The sequence below is a fragment of the Xanthomonas sp. D-109 genome, assembly GCF_017746095.1.
GTDB lineage: Bacteria > Pseudomonadota > Gammaproteobacteria > Xanthomonadales > Xanthomonadaceae > Xanthomonas_A > Xanthomonas_A sacchari.
The window spans coordinates 1-20,502 of the sequence record NZ_JAGHWV010000001.1 but is presented as its reverse complement, the minus strand read 5'-3'; the positions used below and the strand labels follow the sequence as shown (position 1 = coordinate 20,502).

Annotated in this window: 14 protein-coding genes; 7 read left to right on the top strand and 7 right to left on the bottom strand. The window is 70.6% G+C overall.

The window, feature by feature from the left end; all coding sequences use genetic code 11:
- Position 1 precedes the first annotated feature (1 nt).
- Positions 2 to 2,434, bottom strand: a complete 2,433-nt coding sequence (mrcB, locus tag J7357_RS00075) for a penicillin-binding protein 1B (protein WP_209244124.1) — start codon at positions 2,432 to 2,434, stop codon at positions 2 to 4.
- Positions 2,435 to 2,527: 93 nt separating this feature from the next.
- Here mrcB and J7357_RS00070 point away from each other — a divergent pair, with 93 nt between their 5' ends.
- Positions 2,528 to 4,624 carry a glycosyltransferase gene (locus J7357_RS00070; RefSeq protein ID WP_209244123.1) on the top strand — a complete coding sequence of 699 codons (2,097 nt, stop codon included), beginning with the start codon at positions 2,528 to 2,530 and terminating at the stop codon, positions 4,622 to 4,624.
- Between the two features lie 218 nt (positions 4,625 to 4,842).
- Here the strand turns inward: J7357_RS00070 and J7357_RS00065 are convergent, their stop codons facing one another.
- Both J7357_RS00065 and J7357_RS00060 read right to left on the bottom strand, forming a co-directional pair.
- Entirely contained in the window at positions 4,843 to 6,255 is a 1,413-nt protein-coding gene (locus tag J7357_RS00065) for a hypothetical protein (protein WP_209244850.1), read from the bottom strand.
- A gap of 227 nt (positions 6,256 to 6,482) precedes the next feature.
- Positions 6,483 to 8,639, bottom strand: a complete 2,157-nt coding sequence (locus J7357_RS00060) for a bifunctional (p)ppGpp synthetase/guanosine-3',5'-bis(diphosphate) 3'-pyrophosphohydrolase (RefSeq protein ID WP_209244122.1) — start codon at positions 8,637 to 8,639, stop codon at positions 6,483 to 6,485.
- A gap of 405 nt (positions 8,640 to 9,044) precedes the next feature.
- Between J7357_RS00060 and pqqB the strand changes: the two genes are divergently transcribed.
- Genes pqqB through pqqE form a run of 4 tightly spaced genes read left to right on the top strand, consistent with a single transcriptional unit; the run spans position 9,045 to position 12,118 of the window.
- Positions 9,045 to 9,944, top strand: coding sequence for a pyrroloquinoline quinone biosynthesis protein PqqB (gene pqqB / locus J7357_RS00050; protein ID WP_209244120.1), 900 nt, complete (start codon positions 9,045 to 9,047; stop codon positions 9,942 to 9,944).
- 34 nt (positions 9,945 to 9,978) lie between these two features.
- Positions 9,979 to 10,725, top strand: coding sequence for a pyrroloquinoline-quinone synthase PqqC (pqqC, locus tag J7357_RS00045; protein ID WP_209244119.1), 747 nt, complete (start codon positions 9,979 to 9,981; stop codon positions 10,723 to 10,725).
- Complete coding sequence (pqqD, locus tag J7357_RS00040; RefSeq protein WP_209244118.1) at positions 10,722 to 11,000, top strand: pyrroloquinoline quinone biosynthesis peptide chaperone PqqD; 279 nt, start codon at positions 10,722 to 10,724, stop codon at positions 10,998 to 11,000. The genes pqqC and pqqD overlap by 4 nt, the downstream gene beginning before the upstream one ends.
- Positions 10,997 to 12,118, top strand: coding sequence for a pyrroloquinoline quinone biosynthesis protein PqqE (pqqE, locus tag J7357_RS00035; protein WP_209244117.1), 1,122 nt, complete (start codon positions 10,997 to 10,999; stop codon positions 12,116 to 12,118). The genes pqqD and pqqE overlap by 4 nt, the downstream gene beginning before the upstream one ends.
- A gap of 46 nt (positions 12,119 to 12,164) precedes the next feature.
- Here pqqE and J7357_RS00030 read toward each other — a convergent pair whose 3' ends face one another.
- The 3 genes from J7357_RS00030 to J7357_RS00020 form a co-directional block, all read right to left on the bottom strand.
- The gene (locus J7357_RS00030; RefSeq protein WP_209244116.1) at positions 12,165 to 13,283 is read right to left on the bottom strand and encodes an acyltransferase family protein; all 1,119 of its coding nucleotides are present in this window, start codon (positions 13,281 to 13,283) and stop codon (positions 12,165 to 12,167) included.
- A gap of 103 nt (positions 13,284 to 13,386) precedes the next feature.
- Positions 13,387 to 14,127 carry a LytTR family DNA-binding domain-containing protein gene (locus J7357_RS00025; RefSeq protein WP_209244115.1) on the bottom strand — a complete coding sequence of 247 codons (741 nt, stop codon included), beginning with the start codon at positions 14,125 to 14,127 and terminating at the stop codon, positions 13,387 to 13,389.
- Entirely contained in the window at positions 14,124 to 15,233 is a 1,110-nt protein-coding gene (locus J7357_RS00020; protein ID WP_209244114.1) for a histidine kinase, read from the bottom strand. Before J7357_RS00020 ends, J7357_RS00025 begins: the two co-directional genes overlap by 4 nt.
- A 233-nt stretch (positions 15,234 to 15,466) precedes the next feature.
- Between J7357_RS00020 and J7357_RS00015 the strand changes: the two genes are divergently transcribed.
- Together J7357_RS00015 and J7357_RS00010 are read left to right on the top strand one after the other, a co-directional pair.
- Complete coding sequence (locus tag J7357_RS00015; RefSeq protein ID WP_209244113.1) at positions 15,467 to 15,979, top strand: hypothetical protein; 513 nt, start codon at positions 15,467 to 15,469, stop codon at positions 15,977 to 15,979.
- 17 nt (positions 15,980 to 15,996) lie between these two features.
- A complete protein-coding gene (locus J7357_RS00010) occupies positions 15,997 to 17,766 on the top strand; it encodes a chloride channel protein (protein WP_209244849.1) in 1,770 nt (589 codons plus the stop codon).
- 630 nt (positions 17,767 to 18,396) lie between these two features.
- Here J7357_RS00010 and J7357_RS00005 read toward each other — a convergent pair.
- Positions 18,397 to 20,502 (bottom strand): DUF3418 domain-containing protein (locus tag J7357_RS00005; protein ID WP_209244112.1); only part of this gene is annotated, 2,106 nt, incomplete at its 5' end.

The following is a 20,502-nucleotide window of genomic DNA, read 5'->3' as shown; positions in this document are numbered from 1 at the left end:
ATCAATGCGCCGGCGGCGGCGCGGCCGCATCGGCAGGCGGGTCTTTCTTCTTGTCCAGGCCGAACCAGCTGCGCCAGCCGCCGCCCTGGTGCTCGCCCTCGGCGGGCGCGGCCTCTTCCGGCAGCGCCTGCGGCGGCGTGCATGCGGCATACGCCGGCACGAAGCCGACCACGAACGGGAACTGGCGCGCGCCGGGGCAGCTCGGGTCGGTGCTGTTGTACCCCACCGGGTCCATCCACTGCCAGTCGATGCCCTTGCCCTGCACCTGCAGCGGCGCGCTCGGCAGCCGCGAGAAGATGCCCGACCACACCCGCATCGCGCCGGTGGCGCCGTACAGGCCGGTCTGCTTGTTCTGGTCGTTGCCGATCCAGATCACCGCCAGGTGATCGCCGGTGTAGCCGGCGTACCAGCTGTCCACGCCGTCGTTGCTGGTGCCGGTCTTGCCGGCCGGCGACAGCTTGCCCAGGCCATCGTTGAGCAACTGCCGCGCGGTGCCGTTGCTGACCACCTGCTGCAGCGCCATGCCGACCAGGTTGGCGGCGATGGAGTCGCCCTCCTGCGCCGGCGCGGGGGTCTTGTCGTAGCGCTTGAGCAGCTTGCCCTGCGGATCGAGCACGCCGCGCACCGCATGCAGCGGCTGGATCTCGCCGCCGGAGGCCAGGAACTGGTACAGCTGCGCCATCGCGTACGGGCTCTGGTCGGTGGCGCCGAGGATCAACGAGGGATTGACCTCGGCCTCGATGCCGGCCAGCACCTTCACCAGTTGCGACACACGTTCCGGCCCGACCTGCATGCCGACGCGCACCGTGGCCTGGTTGTAGGAATGCGCCAGCGCATCGACCACGCGCACGGTGCCGTGACTGCGCCCATCGGAATTACCCGGGCTCCAGGTGCGGCCGCGGCCCAGTTGCACGGTGACCGGCGTGTCGTCGACCCAGCTGGCCAGCGAAAAACGGTCCGGCTGCGCCAGCGCCAGCAGATACACGAACGGCTTGAGCAGCGAACCGACCTGGCGCTGCGCCTCGATCGCACGATTGAAGCCGGGCTGGGCCACGTCGCGGCTGCCGACCACCGCCAGCACTTCGCCGTTGTGGGTGTCGGTGAGCACCAGCCCGGCCTGCAGCGGCGGGCGCTTCTTGTTGGTCTCCAGCGAGGTGATGGTGCGGGTCACCGCGCCCTCGGCGTACGCCTGCGCCGACGGCGACATGCCGGTGAGCACGCTCAGCCCGGCGCCCTGCAGCGCGCTTTCGGGGTAGTCGCGCGCCAGTTGGCGCCGCACCAGGTCGACATAGGCCGGGAAGCGATTGGCCGCGACCAGGCCGGGTTCGGCCGGCACGCCCAGCGGCGCGGCCAGCGCCTTGCGGTAGGTGGGTTCGTCGATCAGTTCGCTCTCGCGCAGCTTGCCCAGCACGAAGTTGCGCCGGTCCAGCGCACGCTCGGGGTAGCGCCGCGGGTCGTAGTAGGACGGCCCCTTGACCAGGCCGATCAGCAGCGCCACCTGCTCCGGCGCCAGCGCATCGAGTTCGCGGCCGAACCAGAACTCCGCGCCCGAGGCCACGCCATGCACCGCCTGGCTGCCGCGCTGCCCCAGGTACACCTGGTTCAGATACGCCTCGAGGATGGTGCGCTTGTCGTAGCGCGCCTCCATGATCAGCGCGTACAGGATCTCGTTGAACTTGCGGGTGACGGTCTGTTCCTTGCCGATGCCGAGCAGGCCGCTGCGCGCCAGCTGCTGGGTCAGGGTGCTGGCGCCCTGCCGGCTCTTGCCGCCGGAGCGCACCATCACCCAGGCCGCGCGGACCATGCCGCTGAGGTCGATGCCGTGGTGCGAATTGAAGTCGCGGTCCTCGACCGCCTGCAGGCCGGTGACCAGCAGTTCCGGCACCTCGTCCACGCGCACCAGGCGCCGCTCTTCCTGCTTCTGCCCATACAGCGTGGCGATGCGCGCCGGATCCAGCCGCGCGGCCTTGAGCGCCTTGCGCGTCTGCGCATCGCGCAGCGCCACCACGCGCCCGCCGGCCAGGCCGACCTCGATGCGACGCGGCGCGACCCGCCCGTCGACGTCGACATAGCCGCGGCTGGCGATGGTGAAGCGGCTGCCGTCCTGCTGGTAGCTGCCGGGGCGCTCGGCGCCGGCATCGGCGCGATAGCTGGCGGCATCGAGTTCGGTCTTCAGCGTCTGCGGGTCCATCGCCGTGTCCGGCGCCAGCACCAGCGGCCGCGCGTACACACGGGTGGGAATCTGCCAGCGCAGTTCGCCGAAACGCTGGGTGACCTGTTTGTTCAGATAGACCGTGTACGGAATCAGGAAGCCCAGGCCGAGTGCGGCGGCAGCCAGGCCCCAGGTGAGTAGGCGCCTGCGCCATACGGCGGCGGGGCTGTCCAGGGCGTCGTCCTGATCGTCGGTGTCGTGATCGTCGTAGCGTCGGGGCACGGGAATGCGAGAATGTAAATTCCGCCGAGTCTAGCGCAGCCCAGCGGGCAGCGCGGCGCGACGGCCTCTTCGTTTAAGTTGGAGTGGTCCCGGATGTCGATGTCGTGGGCGAATGCGCGCTACGCCCTGAACCGCCTGGCCGGCCTGGTCCGGCGCGGCCTGACCAGCCTGCGCACGCGCGGCTGGCGCAGCACCTGGGAGCGCCTGCGCGTGCATGCGCAACCGCTGCCGCCGCCGCAGCGCGCGCTGTTCGCGGTGGAAGCGGCGCCGTTCGCGCCGTTCGCGGTGCCGAACAGTCCCGCGCCGCTGGTCAGCATCGTGATCCCGGTCTACAACCACGTCGCGCACACCCTCGCCTGCCTGCGCGCGCTGGCCGCGCATCCGCCGGCCGCGCCCTGCGAGATCCTGGTGATCGACGACGGCAGCAGCGACGATACGGCGCAGTGGCTGCCGCAGGTGGTCGGCCTGCACTACCACGTGCGCGAGCGCAACGGCGGCTTCATCGCCACCTGCAACGACGGCGCCGCGCGCGCGCAGGGCCGCTACCTGGTGTTCCTCAACAACGACACGGTGCCGCAGCCGGGCTGGCTGGACGCGCTGCTGGACACCTTCGCGCAGCTGCCGCAGGCCGGCCTGGTCAGCGCGCAACTGCTGTATCCCGACGGCCGCCTGCAGGATGCAGGCGGCGTGGTCTTCGCCGACGGCAGCGCCTGGAGCTACGGCCGCTTCGAATCGCCCGACGATCCGCGCTATGCGTACCTGCGCGACGTCGACTACGGCAGCGGCGCGGCGCTGGCGATCGAGCGCGCGCGCTTCCTGGCGCTGGGCGGTTTCGACACGCGCTACATGCCGGCGTACTACGAGGACACCGACCTGGCCTTCGCGGTACGCGCCGCCGGCTTGCGCACGCTGGTGCAGCCGGCCAGCCGCGTGGTGCACGACGAGGGCACCAGCAACGGCACCGACACCGGTAGCGGCATCAAGGCCTACCAGGTGCGCAACCGTGCGGTCTTCGCCGCCAAGTGGGCCGAGGTATTGCCGCAACACCTCGCTCCCGGCGAGGTGCCGGTGCCGGCGCTGCTGCATCGCCGGCAGCGCCAGGTGCTGATCCTGGACGAAGCGCTGCCGCAGCCGGACCGCGATTCCGCCTCGCTGCGCCAGCTCAACCTGATCCGCCTGCTGCTCGAGGAAGGCGCGCACGTGGTGTTCGTGCCCAGCGAGCGCAGCTATGCCAGCCGCCATAGCGAAACCCTGCAACGGCTCGGCGTGGAGGTGTGGTACGCGCCGTACCTGAAGAACCTCACCTGGTTCCTGCAGCAGCACGGTGCGCGCTTCCACAGCGTGCTGCTGGTGCGCCACCACGTCGCCCATGCCTGCCTGCCGCTGCTGCGCCGGTTCGCACCGCAAGCACGGCGCCTGTTCGACACCGTGGACCTGCACTACCTGCGCGAGCGCCGCGGCGCCGAACTCGCCGGCGACGCGCGCCTGCTGCGCGAGGCCGAGCGCACCCGCGCGCGCGAACTGGAGGTGATGGCGCAGGTGGACGTGACCGTGCTGGTCAGCGCGGTCGAACGCGAACAGTTGCAGCGCGAGGCGCCGCAGGTGCGCACGGCGCTGATCTCGAACCTGCACGAGGTCGCCGGCCCCGGCCTGCCGTGGGCGCAGCGCCGCGACCTGGTGTTCGTCGGCGGCTTCCGCCACGCGCCCAACGTGGACGCGGTGCGCTGGTTTCTGCAGGAAGTGTTCCCGGCGGTGCGCCTGCGCCTGCCGGAGGTGCGCTTCCACTGCATCGGCGCGGACATGCCGGAGGACATCCGCCGCCTCGGCGAGGCCACCGCCGGCGTGGAGCTGCTGGGCCACGTCCCCGAGATCGCCGCCTACATGGACGGCATGCGCATCGCCGTGGCGCCGCTGCGCTTCGGCGCGGGGGTCAAGGGCAAGGTCAACCTCAGCATGGCCCATGGCCAACCGGTGGTGGCCACCGCCTGCGCGGTGGAAGGCATGCACCTGCGCCACGGCGAGGACGTACTGATCGCCGACGAACCCGCCGCGTTCGCCGACGCCATCGCGCAGCTATACGCCGATCCGGCGCTGTGGCAACGGCTGGCCGACAACGGCCTGCGCAACATCGAAACCCACTTCTCCCTGGACGCCGCCCGCGCTACGGTGCGCGAGGCGTTCCTGGCCTGAGCGGCGGTGGCGCGCCGTTTTCTATCGCGTCGGGACTGAAGTCCCTCCCACAGTGGTGCTGCGAGCATCGCCGCTGCCTCAGGCCGTGCTGAGCAGATAACGCGCGCGCCGCAAAAGTTCACGACACGTGAGTTGTCCGAGTGCACCTGTGGGAGGGGCTTCAGCCCCGACGCATTGCAGCCTCAGCCAGCAGAAAAGCCTAACCCGTACTGCATGCACTAACGCCCAGGACTGAGGCTGCGCAAACGGCGCTCGAAGGCGGCCAGTTCCGGGGTGGCCGGGTCGATCGCGCGGGCGCGTTGCAGCGCCTGCCGCGCGAACGCGGCATCGCCGCCGCTCAGGCGCTCGTCGCCGACCGCCAGCCAGCGCTGCGCCAGACGCCGGCGCGCGGTGGCCAGGCCGTTGCCGCCCGGCGCCAGCGCGCGCCAGGCGTCGTAGCAGGCGCTCGCCGCCAGCACCCGGTTGCCGCGCATGGCATCGTCGAAACAGCGTCGCAGCGCCGCCAGCACGCGCTGCTCGGCCGCGCGCACCCGCGCATCGCGCGGCGCCAGGGTCTGCGCCGCCAGCAAGGTGTCGTAGGCGCTGGCGCCGGGCGGGGTGAGCCAGTCGCCACGCGCCTCGGCGGCCTGCAGATCGGCCAGCAGACGCTGCAGGCGCCGCTCGCGCTCGGCCGGCGACACCCGCGAAGGCGGCGTGGCCTGGCTTTGCCGGGCGCGCTGCAACGCCTGCTTCGCATCGGCCAGCGCGCGGCTGTCCGGTGCCAGGGCCTGGCCCTTGCGCAAGGCGCGCTCGGCCTCGCCGAAACGGAAATCGGCGGCGGCACGGCTCGCCTGCAACGCATAGGCCGCCGCCACCCGCTCCAGGCCGTCGCTGGCGCCGGGCGCATCCGGCACCGCCGCGTGCCACTGCGCAAACGCGTGTGCCGCCGCATCCAGGCGTTGCCGGCGCAAGGCCTGCTCGGCCTCGCGCTGCAGGCGCTCCAGCGCCCGGTTCAGTTCCGCCTGGGTCTCGGGCAGGTCGACATGGCCGGGGTCGTAGCCGCGCGCGCGCTCCACCAGCGCCGCGGCAGCGGCCAGGTCGCCGCGCGCCAGATCGCCGCGTGCGTGCTGCAGCAGTTCCGACAATGCATCCTCGCGGCCTTCCAGCGCCGTGGTGCGTTCCGGGGCGTACTCCAGCACCCGCTGGTACAGCGGCAGGGCCGCGTCCGGGCCATCGTCCAGATGCCCGTCGCGGCGCGCCTGCGCCGCCCGCTGCAGCAGTTGGTCGATGCCGGCGTGCGCGGCCTCGCGCGCGCGCAGTGCCGCCTCGATGCGGTCGGCATCGGCGCGCGGCACTTGCAGCGCGCGCGCCAGCGCCAGCGCCTCGCGCGCCTGCGGATAGCGCCCGGCGGCCAGCGCCGCACGCGCCTGCCCCAGTGCCGCACGCCCGGTCGCGGCCAAGCCGATGCGCGCCTGCATGCGGTCGCTGTCCAGCGCCAGCGCGGCTTCGAAGCGCTCGCGCGCGCCGCTGCCGTCGGCGGCGCTGAGCCGGCCCGCGCGCAGCGCCGCGTGGCCCTGATCGAGCAACTGCTGGATGCGCGTCTCCGGCCAGATCAGGTCGGCCAGCGGGCGGCGGAACACCACCACGGCCATCCCCAGCACCAGCAGCACCGCCAGCGCCCAGCGCCAGACACGCCGATCGCGCCACAGCGGCACCGGCCGCTGCCTGCGCGTGGGTTCGTCCCTGACCTGGTCCGGCGGCATGCTCACCGCGCAAGCTTAGCGTCGGCCCGATGACGAACAGCTGTGCATGGCGCCGGCCATTCCCACGGCGGGCGACCCCGCGGCCGGCGCGCCTGCGGACGCCGCACCGCCGCCCCTCAGCCCAGCCGCCGCGCCTCGTGCACGCCCGGCAGCGCGTCGAGCTTGCCGAGCAAGGTCGACAATTGCCCGTAATCGCCGACCTTCAGCCGCAGCCGCAGTTGCGCCAGGCCGCTGTCGCGCACGTTCTCGCTGTTGATCTCCAGCACGTGCGCCTCTTCCTGGGCGATCAGGTTGGTGATGTCCTTGAGCAGCCAGCGCCGGTCCACCGCGCGCACCAGCACGTCGACCTCGTAGCCGCCGCCGGCCTGGCCCCATTCCACCGGCAGCACCCGTTGCGGATGGCTGGCAGCCAGCCGCGCGAACGCGGCGCAGTCGCTGCGATGCACGGTGACGCCACGGGTGCGGGTGAGATACCCGGCGATCGGCTCGCCGGCCACCGGCTGGCAGCAGCGCGCCAGTTGCACCAGCAGATTGCCCACGCCCTGCACGGTGAACTTGGATTTGCCCAGGCCGGTGCGCCGCGCGGTCGGCCGCGGCATGGCCGGCGTCGCCGGCTGCGCCGCGGCGCGCTCGGCCTCGTGCAGCGCGCGCCCGACCTGGCTGGGGCCGACGTCGCCCAGCGCGACCTGGATGTACAGCTCCTCCACGCCATCGGCATGGAACTTCTTCGCCGCCGGCAGCAGGTCGGCCTGCTGCAGTCCCAGGCGCTTGAGCTCGCGCTCCAGCAGGTCCTTGCCGGCCTGCACGTTGCGCGCGCGGTCCAGCTTGTGGAACCAGGCGCGCACCTTGTCGCGCGAACGCCCACTGGCCAGGTAGCCGTTGGCCGGCAGCAGCCAGTCGCGGCGCGGCTCGGCCTCCTTGCCGGTGAGGATCTCCACGCGGTCGCCGCTGCGCAGCTTGTGGGTCAGCGGCACGATGCGGTTGTTGACCTTGGCGCCGCGGCAGCGGTGCCCGACCATGGTGTGCACGTGGTAGGCGAAATCCAGCGGCGTGGCGCCCTGCGGCAGGTCGATCACCTCGCCCATCGGGGTCAGCGCATACACCCGGTCCTCGACCAGCTCCGCGTCCAGTGCCCCGGCCAGGCCGCCCTGCTCGCCGTCCTGCGACTGTTCCAGCAGTTGCCGCATCCAGGTGATCTTGCGGTCGAAGGCCTTCTCCGCGCCCTTGCCGCCTTCCTTGTACTTCCAGTGTGCGGCCACGCCCAGCTCGGCCTGCGCATGCATGTCGTGGGTGCGGATCTGCACCTCGATCGTGCGGCCTTCCGGGCCGACCACCGCGGTGTGCAGCGAGCGGTAGTCGTTGGCCTTGGGCCGGGCGATGTAGTCGTCGAACTCGCTGGGCACCGGCGCCCACAGCGCATGCACCACGCCCAGCGCGGCATAGCAGGCGGCGACGTCGTCGACCATCACCCGCACCGCGCGCAGGTCGTACAGCTGGTCGAAGGCCAGGCGCTTCTTCTGCATCTTCCGCCAGATGCTGTAGATGTGCTTGGGCCGTCCGCTGATCTCCGCGCGCAGGCCCTGCTCGGCCAGCGCCTTGGACAGGATCTTCTTGACCGCCTCGATGTAGCGCTCGCGCGCCACCCGGCTCTCGTCGACCTCGCGGGCGATGCGCCGGTAGGTGTCAGGTTCCAGGTGCCGGAACGCCAGATCCTCCAGCTCCCATTTCAGTTGCCAGATGCCCAGGCGGTTGGCCAGCGGCGCGTGGATGTCGCGGGTCAGCTGCGCCAGCGCGCGGCGCTGCGCCTCCGGCGCCTTGTCGGCCACGCGCATCTGCGCCAGTTGCCGCGCCAGCAGGATCGGCACCACCCGCAGATCCTGCACGATCGACAGCAGCAGCCGGCGCAGGCCTTCGCTGTTGCGCCCGGCCTCGCGCCCGGCATGCAGCGCCCACACCGGGTCGGCGGCGTCCTGCGCCTCCAGCAGACCGGCCACCGCCTGCGCCCGCGCCGGTGGCGCAACCGGCAGCTGCGGCAACTGTGCGCGCAAGGCCGGCAGGTCGAACAGCAGCGCGGCCAGCAGCGACGCCTCGTCGGCGGACAGCAGCGCCAGCGCGTCCAGGGTGTCGGCCAGCACCGGCCACGGCAGCCGCGGCAGCGGCTCGGCCTGTGCCTGCCAGGCCTGCAGCAGCGCCGCGCGCAGGGCGGGCGCCAGGGTCGCGGCCGACGGGCGCTGCAGCAACGCCTCCAGGCCGGAGTGGACGGTGTGGTTCAAGGACGGACGCAGTCGACGAAACGGTGCCGCCTACACTAACGCGCTTGTGCGCGTTCTCACAATTGCGCCGGCCGCGCGCGGGGGGCGCCCGGCGGATACGCACCGCCGCGTCACTGTGATCCGGTTGCGACTTGCGGCGGTTTTACCGGAATTTCACAACCGCCCAAATCCCCGCGCCTATGCTCGAACGCGACGGCGACCCGCTGCAGTCTGCATGCGCCGCTGCCGTCGTCCCTGGACCGACTCGAAGAGGAACGCACATGAAGAAGTGGAACAAGCCTGTGATCCGCGAGATCTGCGTCGGCGCGGAAATCAACTGCTACGCCTCCGGCGAGCTCTGACCCGCGCACTCCTCCCTTCCCACGACCGAAGCGCGACCGGCCAGGCGCCATCAACGGAGACCGGATGCACCTCATCGTTTTGGGATCGGCGGCAGGCGGAGGGCATCCGCAGTGGAACTGCCACACGCCCGCGAGCCAACGCGCGTGGCAGCAACACCCGGGTGCCCAACGCCGTACCCAGGCCAGCATCGCGGTCAGCGTCGACCGCCAGCGCTGGCTGCTGATCAACGCCTCACCCGATTTCCGCCAGCAGGTGCTGGCCTCGCCGGCGCTGTGGCCGCAGCGCGACCAGCGCCATTCGCCGATCGAGGCGGTCCTGCTGACCAGCGGCGAGATCGACCATATCGCCGGGTTGCTGTCGATGCGCGAAAGCCAGCGCTTCGACCTGTACGCGAGCAGCCGCGTGCTCGACCTGCTGGCGCAGAACCCGGTGTTCGACGCGCTGCACCCGGCCTACGTGCACCGCCATCCGTTCGCCCTGGACACACCGCTGTCGCTGCTCGGCCTGCAGGTCACGCCGTTCGCGGTGCCGGGCAAGGTGCCGCTGTTCATGGAATCCCGCCACAGCGGCGACCTGGCCGGCTCGGCCGAGGAGACGCTGGGCCTGACCATCGACGACGGCACGCACCGCCTGCACTACATCCCCGGCTGCGCGGCGCTGACCGACGCGTTGCGCGAGCGCCTGCGCGGCGCCGAACTGGTGTTCTTCGACGGCACCCTGTGGCGCGACGACGAGCTGGTGCAGTTGGGCATCAGCGCCAAGACCGGCCAGCGCATGGGCCACATGAGCATCGACGGCGAGGCCGGCACCCTGCGCGCCTTCGCCGACCTGGGCGTGGCCCGCAAGGTCTTCATCCACATCAACACCACCAACCCCATCCTCGATGCCGGCTCCGCCGAGCGCGCCACCGTCGCCGCGCACGGCTGGGACGTGGCCCACGACGGCATGGAGATCGCGCTGTGACCCCTGCCACCCCATCGCCTGCGAGACCGACCCCGTGAGCGCACTGCTGAGCCCGGAACAACTGGAAACCGCGCTGCGCGGGATCGGCGCGCGGCTGTACCACGACCAGCACCCCTTCCACGCCCTGCTGCACAGCGGCCGCCTGAACCGCGGCCAGGTCCAGGCCTGGGCGCTGAACCGCTACGAGTACCAACGCTGCATCCCGCTGAAGGACGCGGCGATCCTGGCGCGGATGGACGACCCGGCGCTGCGCCGCATCTGGCGCCAGCGCATCGTCGACCACGACGGCAGCGCCGAGGGCGAAGGCGGCATCGCCCGCTGGCTGCACCTGACCGACGCGCTGGGACTGGATCGCGACCTGGTGCAGTCCGGGCGCGGCCTGCTGCCCGGCACCCGCTTCGCGGTGCAGGCCTACCTGCACTTCGTGCGCGAGAAGAGCCTGCTGGAAGCGATCGCCTCGTCGCTGACCGAATTGTTCGCCCCCGGCATCATCGGCCACCGCGTCGCCGGCATGCTGCAGCACTACGACTTCGTCTCGCGCGAGGCGCTGGCGTACTTCGAGCATCGCCTGCACGAGGCGCCGCGCGATTCGGACTTCGCCCTGGACTACGTCAAGCGCCACGCCGACACCATGGAGAAGCAGCAACTGGTGCAGGACGCGCTGCGCTTCAAGTGCGGCGTGCTGTGGTCGCAACTGGATGCGCTGCACTTCGCCTATGTGCAACCGGGCGTGGCCTGGCCGGACGCGTTCGTCCCGGACACTGCGCAGGCTGCGGCATGAGCGCGCTGGACGCCAGCAGCCAGCCGCGGCTCGCCGCCGGCGTCCGCCTGCAGCACGACCGCACGCGCGACCAATGGGTGCTGCTGGCGCCGGAGCGGGTGATCGAACTGGACGCCATCGCCCACGCCATCGTCTCGCGCTGCGACGGCGCGCGCAGCCTGGCGGCGATCGCGGCGGAACTGGCCGCCGAATTCGAGGCCGACCCGGCCGAGGTCGAACACGACGTGCGCGAACTGGCGCAGCAGTTGCACGCCAAGCGGCTGCTGCGCGCATGAACGCCCCGGTGCCGCCGCCGCTGTCGATCCTGCTGGAGCTGACCCATCGCTGCCCGCTGGCCTGCCCGTATTGCTCCAACCCCATCGCACTGGCCGGCCTGCGCGAGGAACTGGACACGGCCGGCTGGCGCTCGGCGCTGGACCAGGCCGCGGCGATGGGCGTGCTGCAGGCGCATTTCTCCGGCGGCGAACCGATGCTGCGCAAGGACCTGCCCGCACTGGTGGCGCATGCGCGTGCACTGGGCCTGTACAGCAACCTGATCACCTCCGGCGTGGCCGGTGGCGCGCCGATGCTGGCGGACCTGGCCGCGGCCGGGCTGGAACACGTGCAGTTGAGCGTCCAGGACGCCGACGCCGCCGGCGCCGACCGCATCGCCGGCTACCGCGACAGCCTGGCCAAGAAGCGCGCCTTCGCCGCGGCGGTGCGCGCGCTCGACCTGCCGCTGACGATCAACGCGGTGATCCACCGCCACAATGCCGAACGCGTGCCGGCGATGATCGAGCTGGCGCTGGAACTGGGCGCCGAACGCCTGGAAGTGGCGCACACCCAATACTACGGCTGGGGCCTGCGCAATCGCGCCGCGCTGATGCCCAGCCGCGCGCAGATCGACGCCACCGTGGCCGCGGTGGATGCCGCCCGGCTGCGCCTGCAGGACCGCCTGCACATCGACTTCGTCACCCCCGACTACTACGCGCACCGGCCCAAGGCCTGCATGGGCGGCTGGGGCCAGCGCTTCGTCAACATCTCCCCGCGCGGCGACGTGTTGCCCTGCCACGCCGCCGAGACCTTGCCGGACATGCGCTTCGAGAGCCTGCGCACGCGCCCGCTGGCGGCGATCTGGGAAGACGGCGAGGCCTTCGTGCGCTTCCGCGGCAGCGCCTGGATGCCGCAGGTCTGCCAGGAGTGTCCGAAACGCGAAATCGACTGGGGCGGCTGCCGCTGCCAGGCGCTGGCGCTGAGCGGCGATGCCGCGACCCTGGACCCGGTGTGCGAACGCGCCCCGGCGCACGCGGCGCTGCAGGCGCTGGCACAGCGCGAAGCCGCTGCGCCGGCCCCACCGTTCGTGTACCGGCGGCCGCCGCGCACGCCGGCCACCGCCGCGGCCGCCGACGACTGAGCTGCCGCGGCCGCACCGCCAGCGGCGCCCGCCACGCCGTGCGTGGTCATGCGCGCGCAGGCGCCTCCCTCATCCCGAAAGCAAGTCGCAGTCCTGCAACCCTGCGCAGGCATCCTTCGTAAAGCACAAGGCATGCAGCCATGCTAAGCAGCAGGATGACGATGTATTTGATCCATGGCGCCCACGCGCATTGGACGACGTAGTAGCCGATCATGACAATGATCGTCTGGTGCAGGATGTAGAAGGGATAGCTGGCGTCCTTCGCCCAGGCAAGCACGCTGTTTGTACGGGACAGATAGCGGTACCCGTAGCCGAGAAACACCATCTGCCATAGCCAGGTGAAGAGATTGGCGCCGATGCTGTCGATCAGCGAGCCGTGCTGGATGACGCCCGTGGTGAGCGCCCAGATCAGCAGGAAGAATGTCGCCAGACCCACGGCGAGCGACCACCTGCGGACATCGGCGAGCCACTGCCAGACACCGGGCATGGATGCCATGACGTATCCGTAGGCCGTCAGCAGCAGGTAGTGGTTGAAGATGTACCAGTCGCTGACGAGATTGTGCGCCTCCGGGAAGCGCAGTTTCAGCAGGGCTTCGTTGATGCCGAGAGGAATCCCCAGCAGAAAGAGCCAGGTCCCTGGCGCGATGGGTTTTGCCGATCGCTTCCACCACAGCATGACGGGGAGCAGCAGCAGGACGTAGGCGTAGAGGTACAGGATGAACCACAGGTGGTGCCAGCTAAAGTCCCCAGCCGGGTAGAAATGCAACTGCAGAACGCGGGTCAGGTAGAAATCCAGATAGCCTCCATGCCATTGCCCATGCAGCAGCCGTTCGTAGTAGATCTGCGGCGGGACGACCACGAACATGCCGACGATCAGCGGCAGGAGCAGTTTCTTCGTCCGTTCCTGCAGGAACGCCGCTGCACTGCGCCGCTGCAGCGCGAACCACATGCCGGCCCCGGCGATGACGAACAACAACGGCATGCGCAAACGGTGGGCGATATCCATCGGCCACTGCAGCGACGGGATGGTCTGGCTGTTGACGACATGCCAGCCCCAGCCGACGAAGATCATCCCGGTATGGAAGAAGAAGAGCACGAAAATGGCGATGACGCGCAACCAGTCCAGGAACTCGTAGCGTTCCTGCGGGTGGGTGGTGGCAAGCATGGATGGAGTCCCCTGTCTCGGCGATACCCGGGAGCCTGAGCCAACGGCAGCTGGCCAGCAGCGGCTTTGGGGCGGACGGAGGCCCGCCGGGGCGAGGCGGACGCTACCAGCCCATGCGGGCGAACAGGGCGTCGCGATAGCGCCGGCTGAGCCGCAGGGTGCGGCCGTTGCGGAGATGGAGTTCGTAGTCGCCCTTGAACAGCGGCGTGAGCGACACGATGCAGGCGAGGTTCGCCGCGGCCGACCGATGGATGCGGACGAAGTGCTGTTCGCCCAGCTGCGCCAGCAGATCCTGCAGCGTCCGGCGCATCAGGTAGCTGCGCGCGGCGGTATGCACATGCACGTAGTTGCCGTCCGCTTCCAGCCATTCTATCGATGCCGCATCGATCAGCTGCAGCCGCTCGCCGTCGGGCACCAGCAGGCGCTCGCATCTCGGACTGCGCGCGCGTCCCATCGCCACCGCGGCGGCTCCGGACGCGTGCGCGTTCAGCCGCTCGCGCACGCGCTGCACGGTATGCGCGAGCCGGTCACGGTCGTACGGCTTGAGCAGGTAGTCGATCGCATTGAGGTCGAATGCCTTCACGGCATGCACGTCGAAGGCGGTCACGAACACGATCAGCGGCGCGCTCGACGGCTCGAGCTGCGCCGCCACCTGCAGTCCCGAGAGCGTGGGCATCTGGATGTCGAGAAAGGCCACGTGCGGGCGCAGCTGCTTGATGCACAGCGCCGCAGACAATCCGTCCTCGGCCGATCCGACCACGGCGATGCCGGGTTGCTCCGCCAACCAGCGCTCGAGCTTTTCGCGGGCCGGCGCTTCGTCGTCGGCGATCAGGACGCGGATCATCGCGCGATCTCCGCCAGCGGGATCGAGACGCGTGCGGCCACGCCATCGCCCTCGTTGCGGACGATCAAGGATGCCGCATGGCCGTAGAGGATGCGCAGACGCTCCCGGCAGTTGCGCAATCCCACTCCGCCATGCCCCTCCTGCATCGGCAGCAGGGAGCCGGAGTTGTGCACCTCGATGTACAGCGAACCGCCTTCCGCCCGCGCACTGACCGCGATGTCGATGCGTGCCAAGGTCGGCTCGACGGCATGCTTGAAGGCATTCTCGAGCAAGGGCTGCAGCAGGAGTGCCGGAATGCTGGCGTGCAGCAGCGCGGGATCCACCTGCCAGGTCAACGTCACCCGATCCCGGAACCGCTCGCGCATGATCTCCGCATACAGCTCCAGCGTACGCAGTTCCGCGGACAGCGGTGTCATCTCGCTCTCGATGGTCCCGAGGCTGGTGCGCAGCAGATCGCCCAGTGCCGCCAGCAGGCGATCGGCCCGTGCCACGTCGATATGCATCACCGACGAGACGGTATTGAGCGCGTTGAACAGGAAATGCGGCCGCAGCTGCCCCTGGAGGCGCGCCAGCTGCGCCTCGGCCAGCGCCTTCTGCGTTTGCAGCAGGCGATTGCGCTGCAGCTGCCACTGGTCGTAGGACTCGAGCCCGAACAGAATCCCCAACCACAGGCCCACGAAGACGCTCAGCTTGGTGGTCTCGTACACGAAGAGGTAGCGCCAGCTCGGGTGCGTATAGGTCAGGTCCAGTGCGTTATAGACCCCGTGCCGGATCGCATACACCGCGGCGACGAAGGTGACGGCAACCACCGGCAACCAGCGCAGGTAGCTGCCGAACCAGAGCAGCGGCTTGTCCAGGTGAACCGCATAACGGCCGCGCACCCGGAAGGCGAGCCACATCCAGCCGGTCGCGACCAGCGCGGAACTTCCCTCCCACAGCACCTGTTCCCACCAGTGAGTGAGCGGATTGCGCAGGCCCTCCTGCACGGACACGCCGATCATGAGCAGCCAGAACGCGGTCCACAACACGATCAGGACGTTCCGGGTGAATGCCGCGCCGTTGGCGGCGTGGGCACTGGCCGCCGGGGAGTGAGATGGCGCGTTCATCGTGGGCAAGTGTACCCATGGCCATGCACCCGGGCGTGGCCTGTGGGACGAGCGGGACCGGCGAGGGACGAAAGGGTCGATCGCCGGGGCAAGCGCCGTCGCGCCGCATCGGCGCGTCGCAGCCGCGGCCGAACCCGGCGAGGACCGAGCGGCCGCCACCGGCGCCAGGCGCAGTGCCGGCGCCGCGTGCATGCGACTACACTACGCCGCATCCCACCGCCCGGATCCCCGCCATGTCCCTTGCGCGTCTCGCTCCCCTGGTCTTGTGCGCGGCGCTCGCCGTGTCCGCTACCCCGGCGCTCGCCCAGCGCACCGTCTCCGGCGATCTGCAGACGCAGATGTCGCCGCAGGAGTTCAAGGCGGCCGGGTTGGACAAGCTCTCGCCACAGGAACTGGCCGCGCTGAACGACTGGCTGCAGGGCAAGGTCGCCAAGGAAACCGCGGTGGCGCTGGAAAAGGCCAAGGAAGAAGGCCGCCGCGAGGTGATCACCAAGAACCGCGGCTTCTTCGACTTCGGCAGCGCCGAGCCGATCGAGAGCACCCTGGTTGGCGACTTCACCGGCTTCGGCAAGGGCCGCAAGTACGTGCTGGCCAACGGCCAGGAGTGGGAACAGACCGAGGCGGCGAGCCTGTCCAGCGTGCACCTCACCGCGCCCAAGGTGAAGATCACCCCCGGCATCGCCGGCGTCTGGTACATGCAGGTCGGCACCTACAACACCCGCGCCAAGGTCCGCCGCGTCAAATAGGGTCGCGCGCCGTGAACATGCGTCCGCGGCCGGGACTGGCCGACGCCTCGCACAGCCTCGCCGACGCGCTGCGCCGGCGCCTGCGCGCCAGCGATGTCTGGTTCATCGCCCTGGCCCTGCTGGTCGGCGTGATCGCCGGCCTGCTGACCCTGTTGCAGAGCAGCCTGGCGCACGGCGCGCAGGCCCTGCTGTACGGCCTGGAGGCCGACGAGCGGCTCAGCGCCATGTCCGAACTGAGCGTGCACCAGTTGCTGGTGCTGCCGCTGGGCGGGCTGCTGGTCGGCCTGCTGGGCATGGCCGCACGCGCGCGCAAGCGACAACTGGTCGACGCCGTCGAAGCCAACGCGCTGTACGGCGGCCGCATGTCGATGCGCGACAACCTGATCGTCTCCGTGCAGACCCTGTTCTCCAACGGCGTCGGCGCCTCGGTCGGCCTGGAGGCGGCGTACACGCAGATGGGCGCCGGCAGCGGCTCGCACCTGGGCCGGGTGCTGCGACTGCGCCGCGCCGACATCCGCACCCTGGTCGGCGCCGGTGCCGGCGCAGCCATCGCCGCTGCGTTCGGTGCGCCACTGGCCGGGGCGTTCTACGCCTTCGAGATCGTGATCGGCGCGTACTCGCCATCGGCGCTGGCGCCGGTGGCGGTGGCCTCGCTGGGTGCGGTGTTCGTGTCGCAGCTGGCCGGGGTGCAGCCGTACCTGCTGCCGGCCTCGGCGGCCTCGGCGCTGGAGGCGCGCGACTACGTGCTGTACGCGCTGCTGGGCGTGCTCTGCGCCCTGCTGGCGGTGGCGGTGATGCGCCTGATCGGCGCGATCGAACAGGCGATCAACCGCAGCCCGCTGCCGCGCTGGGCACGCCCGGTGGCCGGTGGCCTGCTGCTGATCCCGCTGGCGCTGATCACGCCGCAGGTGCTGTCCTCCGGGCATGGCGCGCTGCACCTGGACCTGACCAGCCCGACCTCGCTGCGCTGGCTGGGCATCCTGTTGCTGCTCAAGTGCCTGGGCTCGGCCATCTCGCTGGGCTTCGGCTTTCGCGGCGGCCTGTTCTTCGCCTCGCTGTTCATGGGCTCGCTGGTCGGCGGGCTATTCGCCGGCGTGCTCAATCTCGGCAGCGGCATGGCCCTGGTCGACGGCACCGCCGCGTCGCTGGCCGGCATGGCGGCGATGGCCGCTGCGGTGATCGGCGCGCCGATGACGATGGCGATGCTGGTGCTCGAGGGCACCCACGACTTCGTGCTGGCCAGCGCGGTGATGGTGGCGGTGCTGGTGGCCAACACCATCGTCCGGCAGATCTTCGGCTACTCGTTCTCGACCTGGCGCCTGCACCTGCGCGGCGAGACCATCAAGAGCGCGCGCGACGTCGGCTGGGTCAAGCACCTCAGTGCCGGGCGGATGATGCAGAAGGACGTGCATCCGCTGGCCGCCACCATCAGCGTGGCCGAATTCCGCCGCCGCTTCCCGCTCGGCTCCGGCACGCGCGTGGTGCTGGAGGACGAGAGCGGCCATTACGCCGGCCTGGTCACCCTGGCCGCCGCCTACGCCGACGGCGTCAACGCCGACGCAGCCATCGTCGACTACGCCGGCAACCGTGACGTGGCCCTGCCCGCCGACACCGACGTGGTCACCGCCATGCGCCAGTTCGACCTGACCCAGAGCGACGAACTGGCGGTGGTCGACGAGCAGGGCAAGGTCCTGGGCGTGCTCAGCGAAAGCTTCGTGCGCAAGCGCTATGCCGAGGAACTGGACAAGCGCCAGCGCGAGCTGATGGGCGAGCGGGTGGATGATTGAGGGGCGGGGATTGGGGAGTGGGGAGTCGCTGGATTGCTGTCGGCTGAGACATCGAGGGGCGTGATCGCACCTCTCTTGTCGTAGGAGCGGCTTCAGCCGCGACGCATGGCGCCACGACGGTCGCGGCTGAAGCCGCTCCTACCCCACACCGGCAAGATGCTGCTGCGTCGACGCTTGGCTCCCCGAAAGACGTGCCATTACCGCGCAACTCGCTTGCCCTCCACACGGCGCAACTTTCTTGTGCAAGGGCTTCAGTCCCGACGCTTTTTGCGGCAATGCGTCGGGACTAAAGTCCCTCCCACAACGGTCGCCGTGACCACTCCACGCGGGGCATCTCCCTTTGTGGGAGGGGCTTCAGCCCCGACGCATTACCGCCGGAGCGTCGGGAATGCAGCGCACCTTCAATCATCCTGGGGCGTACGCGTAGGAGCGGCTTCAGCCGCGACGAGGCCTTGCTGGGAACGCCGTCGCAGCTGAAGCCGTTCCTACAGATGCAATGCCGCGTATGACGAACCCGGGTGATGAGACTCCCTGAAGCCCCTCCCACAGTTGCAAACGCAAACACCCAGGCCACGGATAGCAGAAACAGCGCGGGAATCCCGCCACCAATCCCCAATCCCGAATCCCGAATCACCGCAGTTGCGCCACCCGCTGCGCCAGCTTCTTGGCCGAAATGCCGGCGCGAGCACCCAGCTCCTGGGCGAACAGCGACACGCGCAGTTCTTCCAGATCCCAGCGCAGCGCCTGCCAATCCGGCGTGTCGCCGCGTCCGGCCGCGGCCGCCTCGGCCAGTGCGTCGACGAACGGCTTCAGCTCCAGCATCCGCGCCTGGTCGCGGGCGGGATCGCGCTTGGCGCGCTCGGCGCGCAGGATCATCGCGCGCAGATAGCGCGGGAACTGCGCCAGGGCCGTGGCCGGGGTTTCGCGCAGGAAGCCCGGGTGCAGCAGGGCCGCCAGTTGCGCGCGCAGGTCGTCGAGGTTGCCGCTGGCCCAGCCCATCAGCGGCGATTCCAGTTGCGGCTTCAGCTCCGCCGCCGCACCCATGATCGCCTCGGCCAGCTTCAGCCGCTCCATGGCCTCGCCGAACAGCTGCTTGGCGGCGGCATCGCGACGCTGGGCGAAACTGTCCGCATCGCGGATCGCCTCCAGCCCCTGCTCCAGCAGCGCGTTCAACGCCGCCTCCACCAAATCGCCGCGCAGGCGTTCCTGCGATTCGATCGCCGCGTACAACAGGCCGGTCTTGGGCGACACCGGCAACTGCTTGCGCGCCTGCTTGCCCTTGTCGGCCAGGGCGATCTCCAGCAACCGGCGCACGCCGCGCGGATGCGCGGCCTCGGCCTGCGCGCGGTCGGCGAAGATGCGCAGCGCGGCGCTGTCGGCCTCGTCCACCAGCGCCGGATACGCCGGCACGCCGGCTTCGCCCGGCACCTGCAGCGGAATCGGCGTGGCCGGGAATTCGCGCAGCCCGGTCGCGGCCATGGCGCGGCCGGCGCGCGCGGCGAAGGCCTGTCCGGCACGCTCGCCGAAGCGCGCACGCAGCGCGTCCAGGTCGCGCGATTCGGCCAGCACCTTGCCGGCCTCGTCGCGCAGGCGCAGGTTCATGCGCAGATGCGGCTCCAGCGTGCTCTCGTCGAACTCCAGCGCACTCAGCGGCGCACCGGTGGCACGCTGGAGGAACCGCGCGAGCTCGCCGCGGATGTCGTCGGCGCTGGACTGCGGGAACGCCTCGTAGAACGCACGGGCGAAATCCGGCGCCGGCACGTAGTTGCGGCGCAGCGCCTTGGGCAGGCTGCGGATCAGCGCCGCCGCCTTGTCGGCGACGAAGCCCGGCGCCAGCCACGACAGCCGCGCCGGATCCAGCGCGTTGAGCAGGTGCACCGGCACTTCCAGGGTCACGCCGTCGTCGGCCGCACCCGGTTCGAATCGGTAGTGCAGCGGCAGCCGCGCATCGCCCAGCGGGAAGTACGTGGGATAGCGCTCGGCCGCGCTGCCTTCGCCCGGCAGCAGATCGGCCAGCGACCAGTGCAGCGCGCGCCGCTGCTCCGGCGCCAGCGCCTTCCACCAGGCGTCCAGGCCGGAGGCGGAATGGATCTCGCCGGGAATCCGGTCCAGGTACCAGCGCGCCTGCCAGTCCTCGTCGGCGACGATGCCGGCGCGGCGCAGCTTGGCCTCTTCCTCATGCGCCTGCGCCAGCACTTTCTGGTTGTCGGCGACGAAGCTGGCGCGGGTGTTGATCTCGCCCGGCACCAGGCCCTGGCGCACGAACAGCTCGTGCGCACCGGGTGGATCGATGCGGCCGTAGTGCACCGGCTTCTTCGGCGCCAGCACCAGCCCGAACAGGCTGATCTGCTCGGAGGCCAGCACCTGCCCCTGCGCGCGCGACCAGTGCGGATCGAAATGCTTGCGCGCCAGCAGGTGCGGCAACTCGGCGATCACCCAATCCGGCTCGATCGCCGCGTTGGTCAGGCCCCACACCTTCTGGGTGTCGAGCAGCGTTGCCGGCAGTACCCACGGCGGCGGCTTGCGCGCCAGCGTCGAGCCGGGGAACAGCAGGAAGCGGCGCTGCCGCGACGCCAGGAAATCGCCCTTCTCGGTGCGGTGGCCGACCTGGGTCGGCAGCCCGGCCAGCAAGGCGCGGTGCAGCGCCTGGTAGGCGGCGGCGCGCTCGCGTTCGCTGGCGCGCGGCGCCTCGCCCGACTCGGCGGGCGCCGGTGGCGGAGCCGCCGGTGCGGGCGT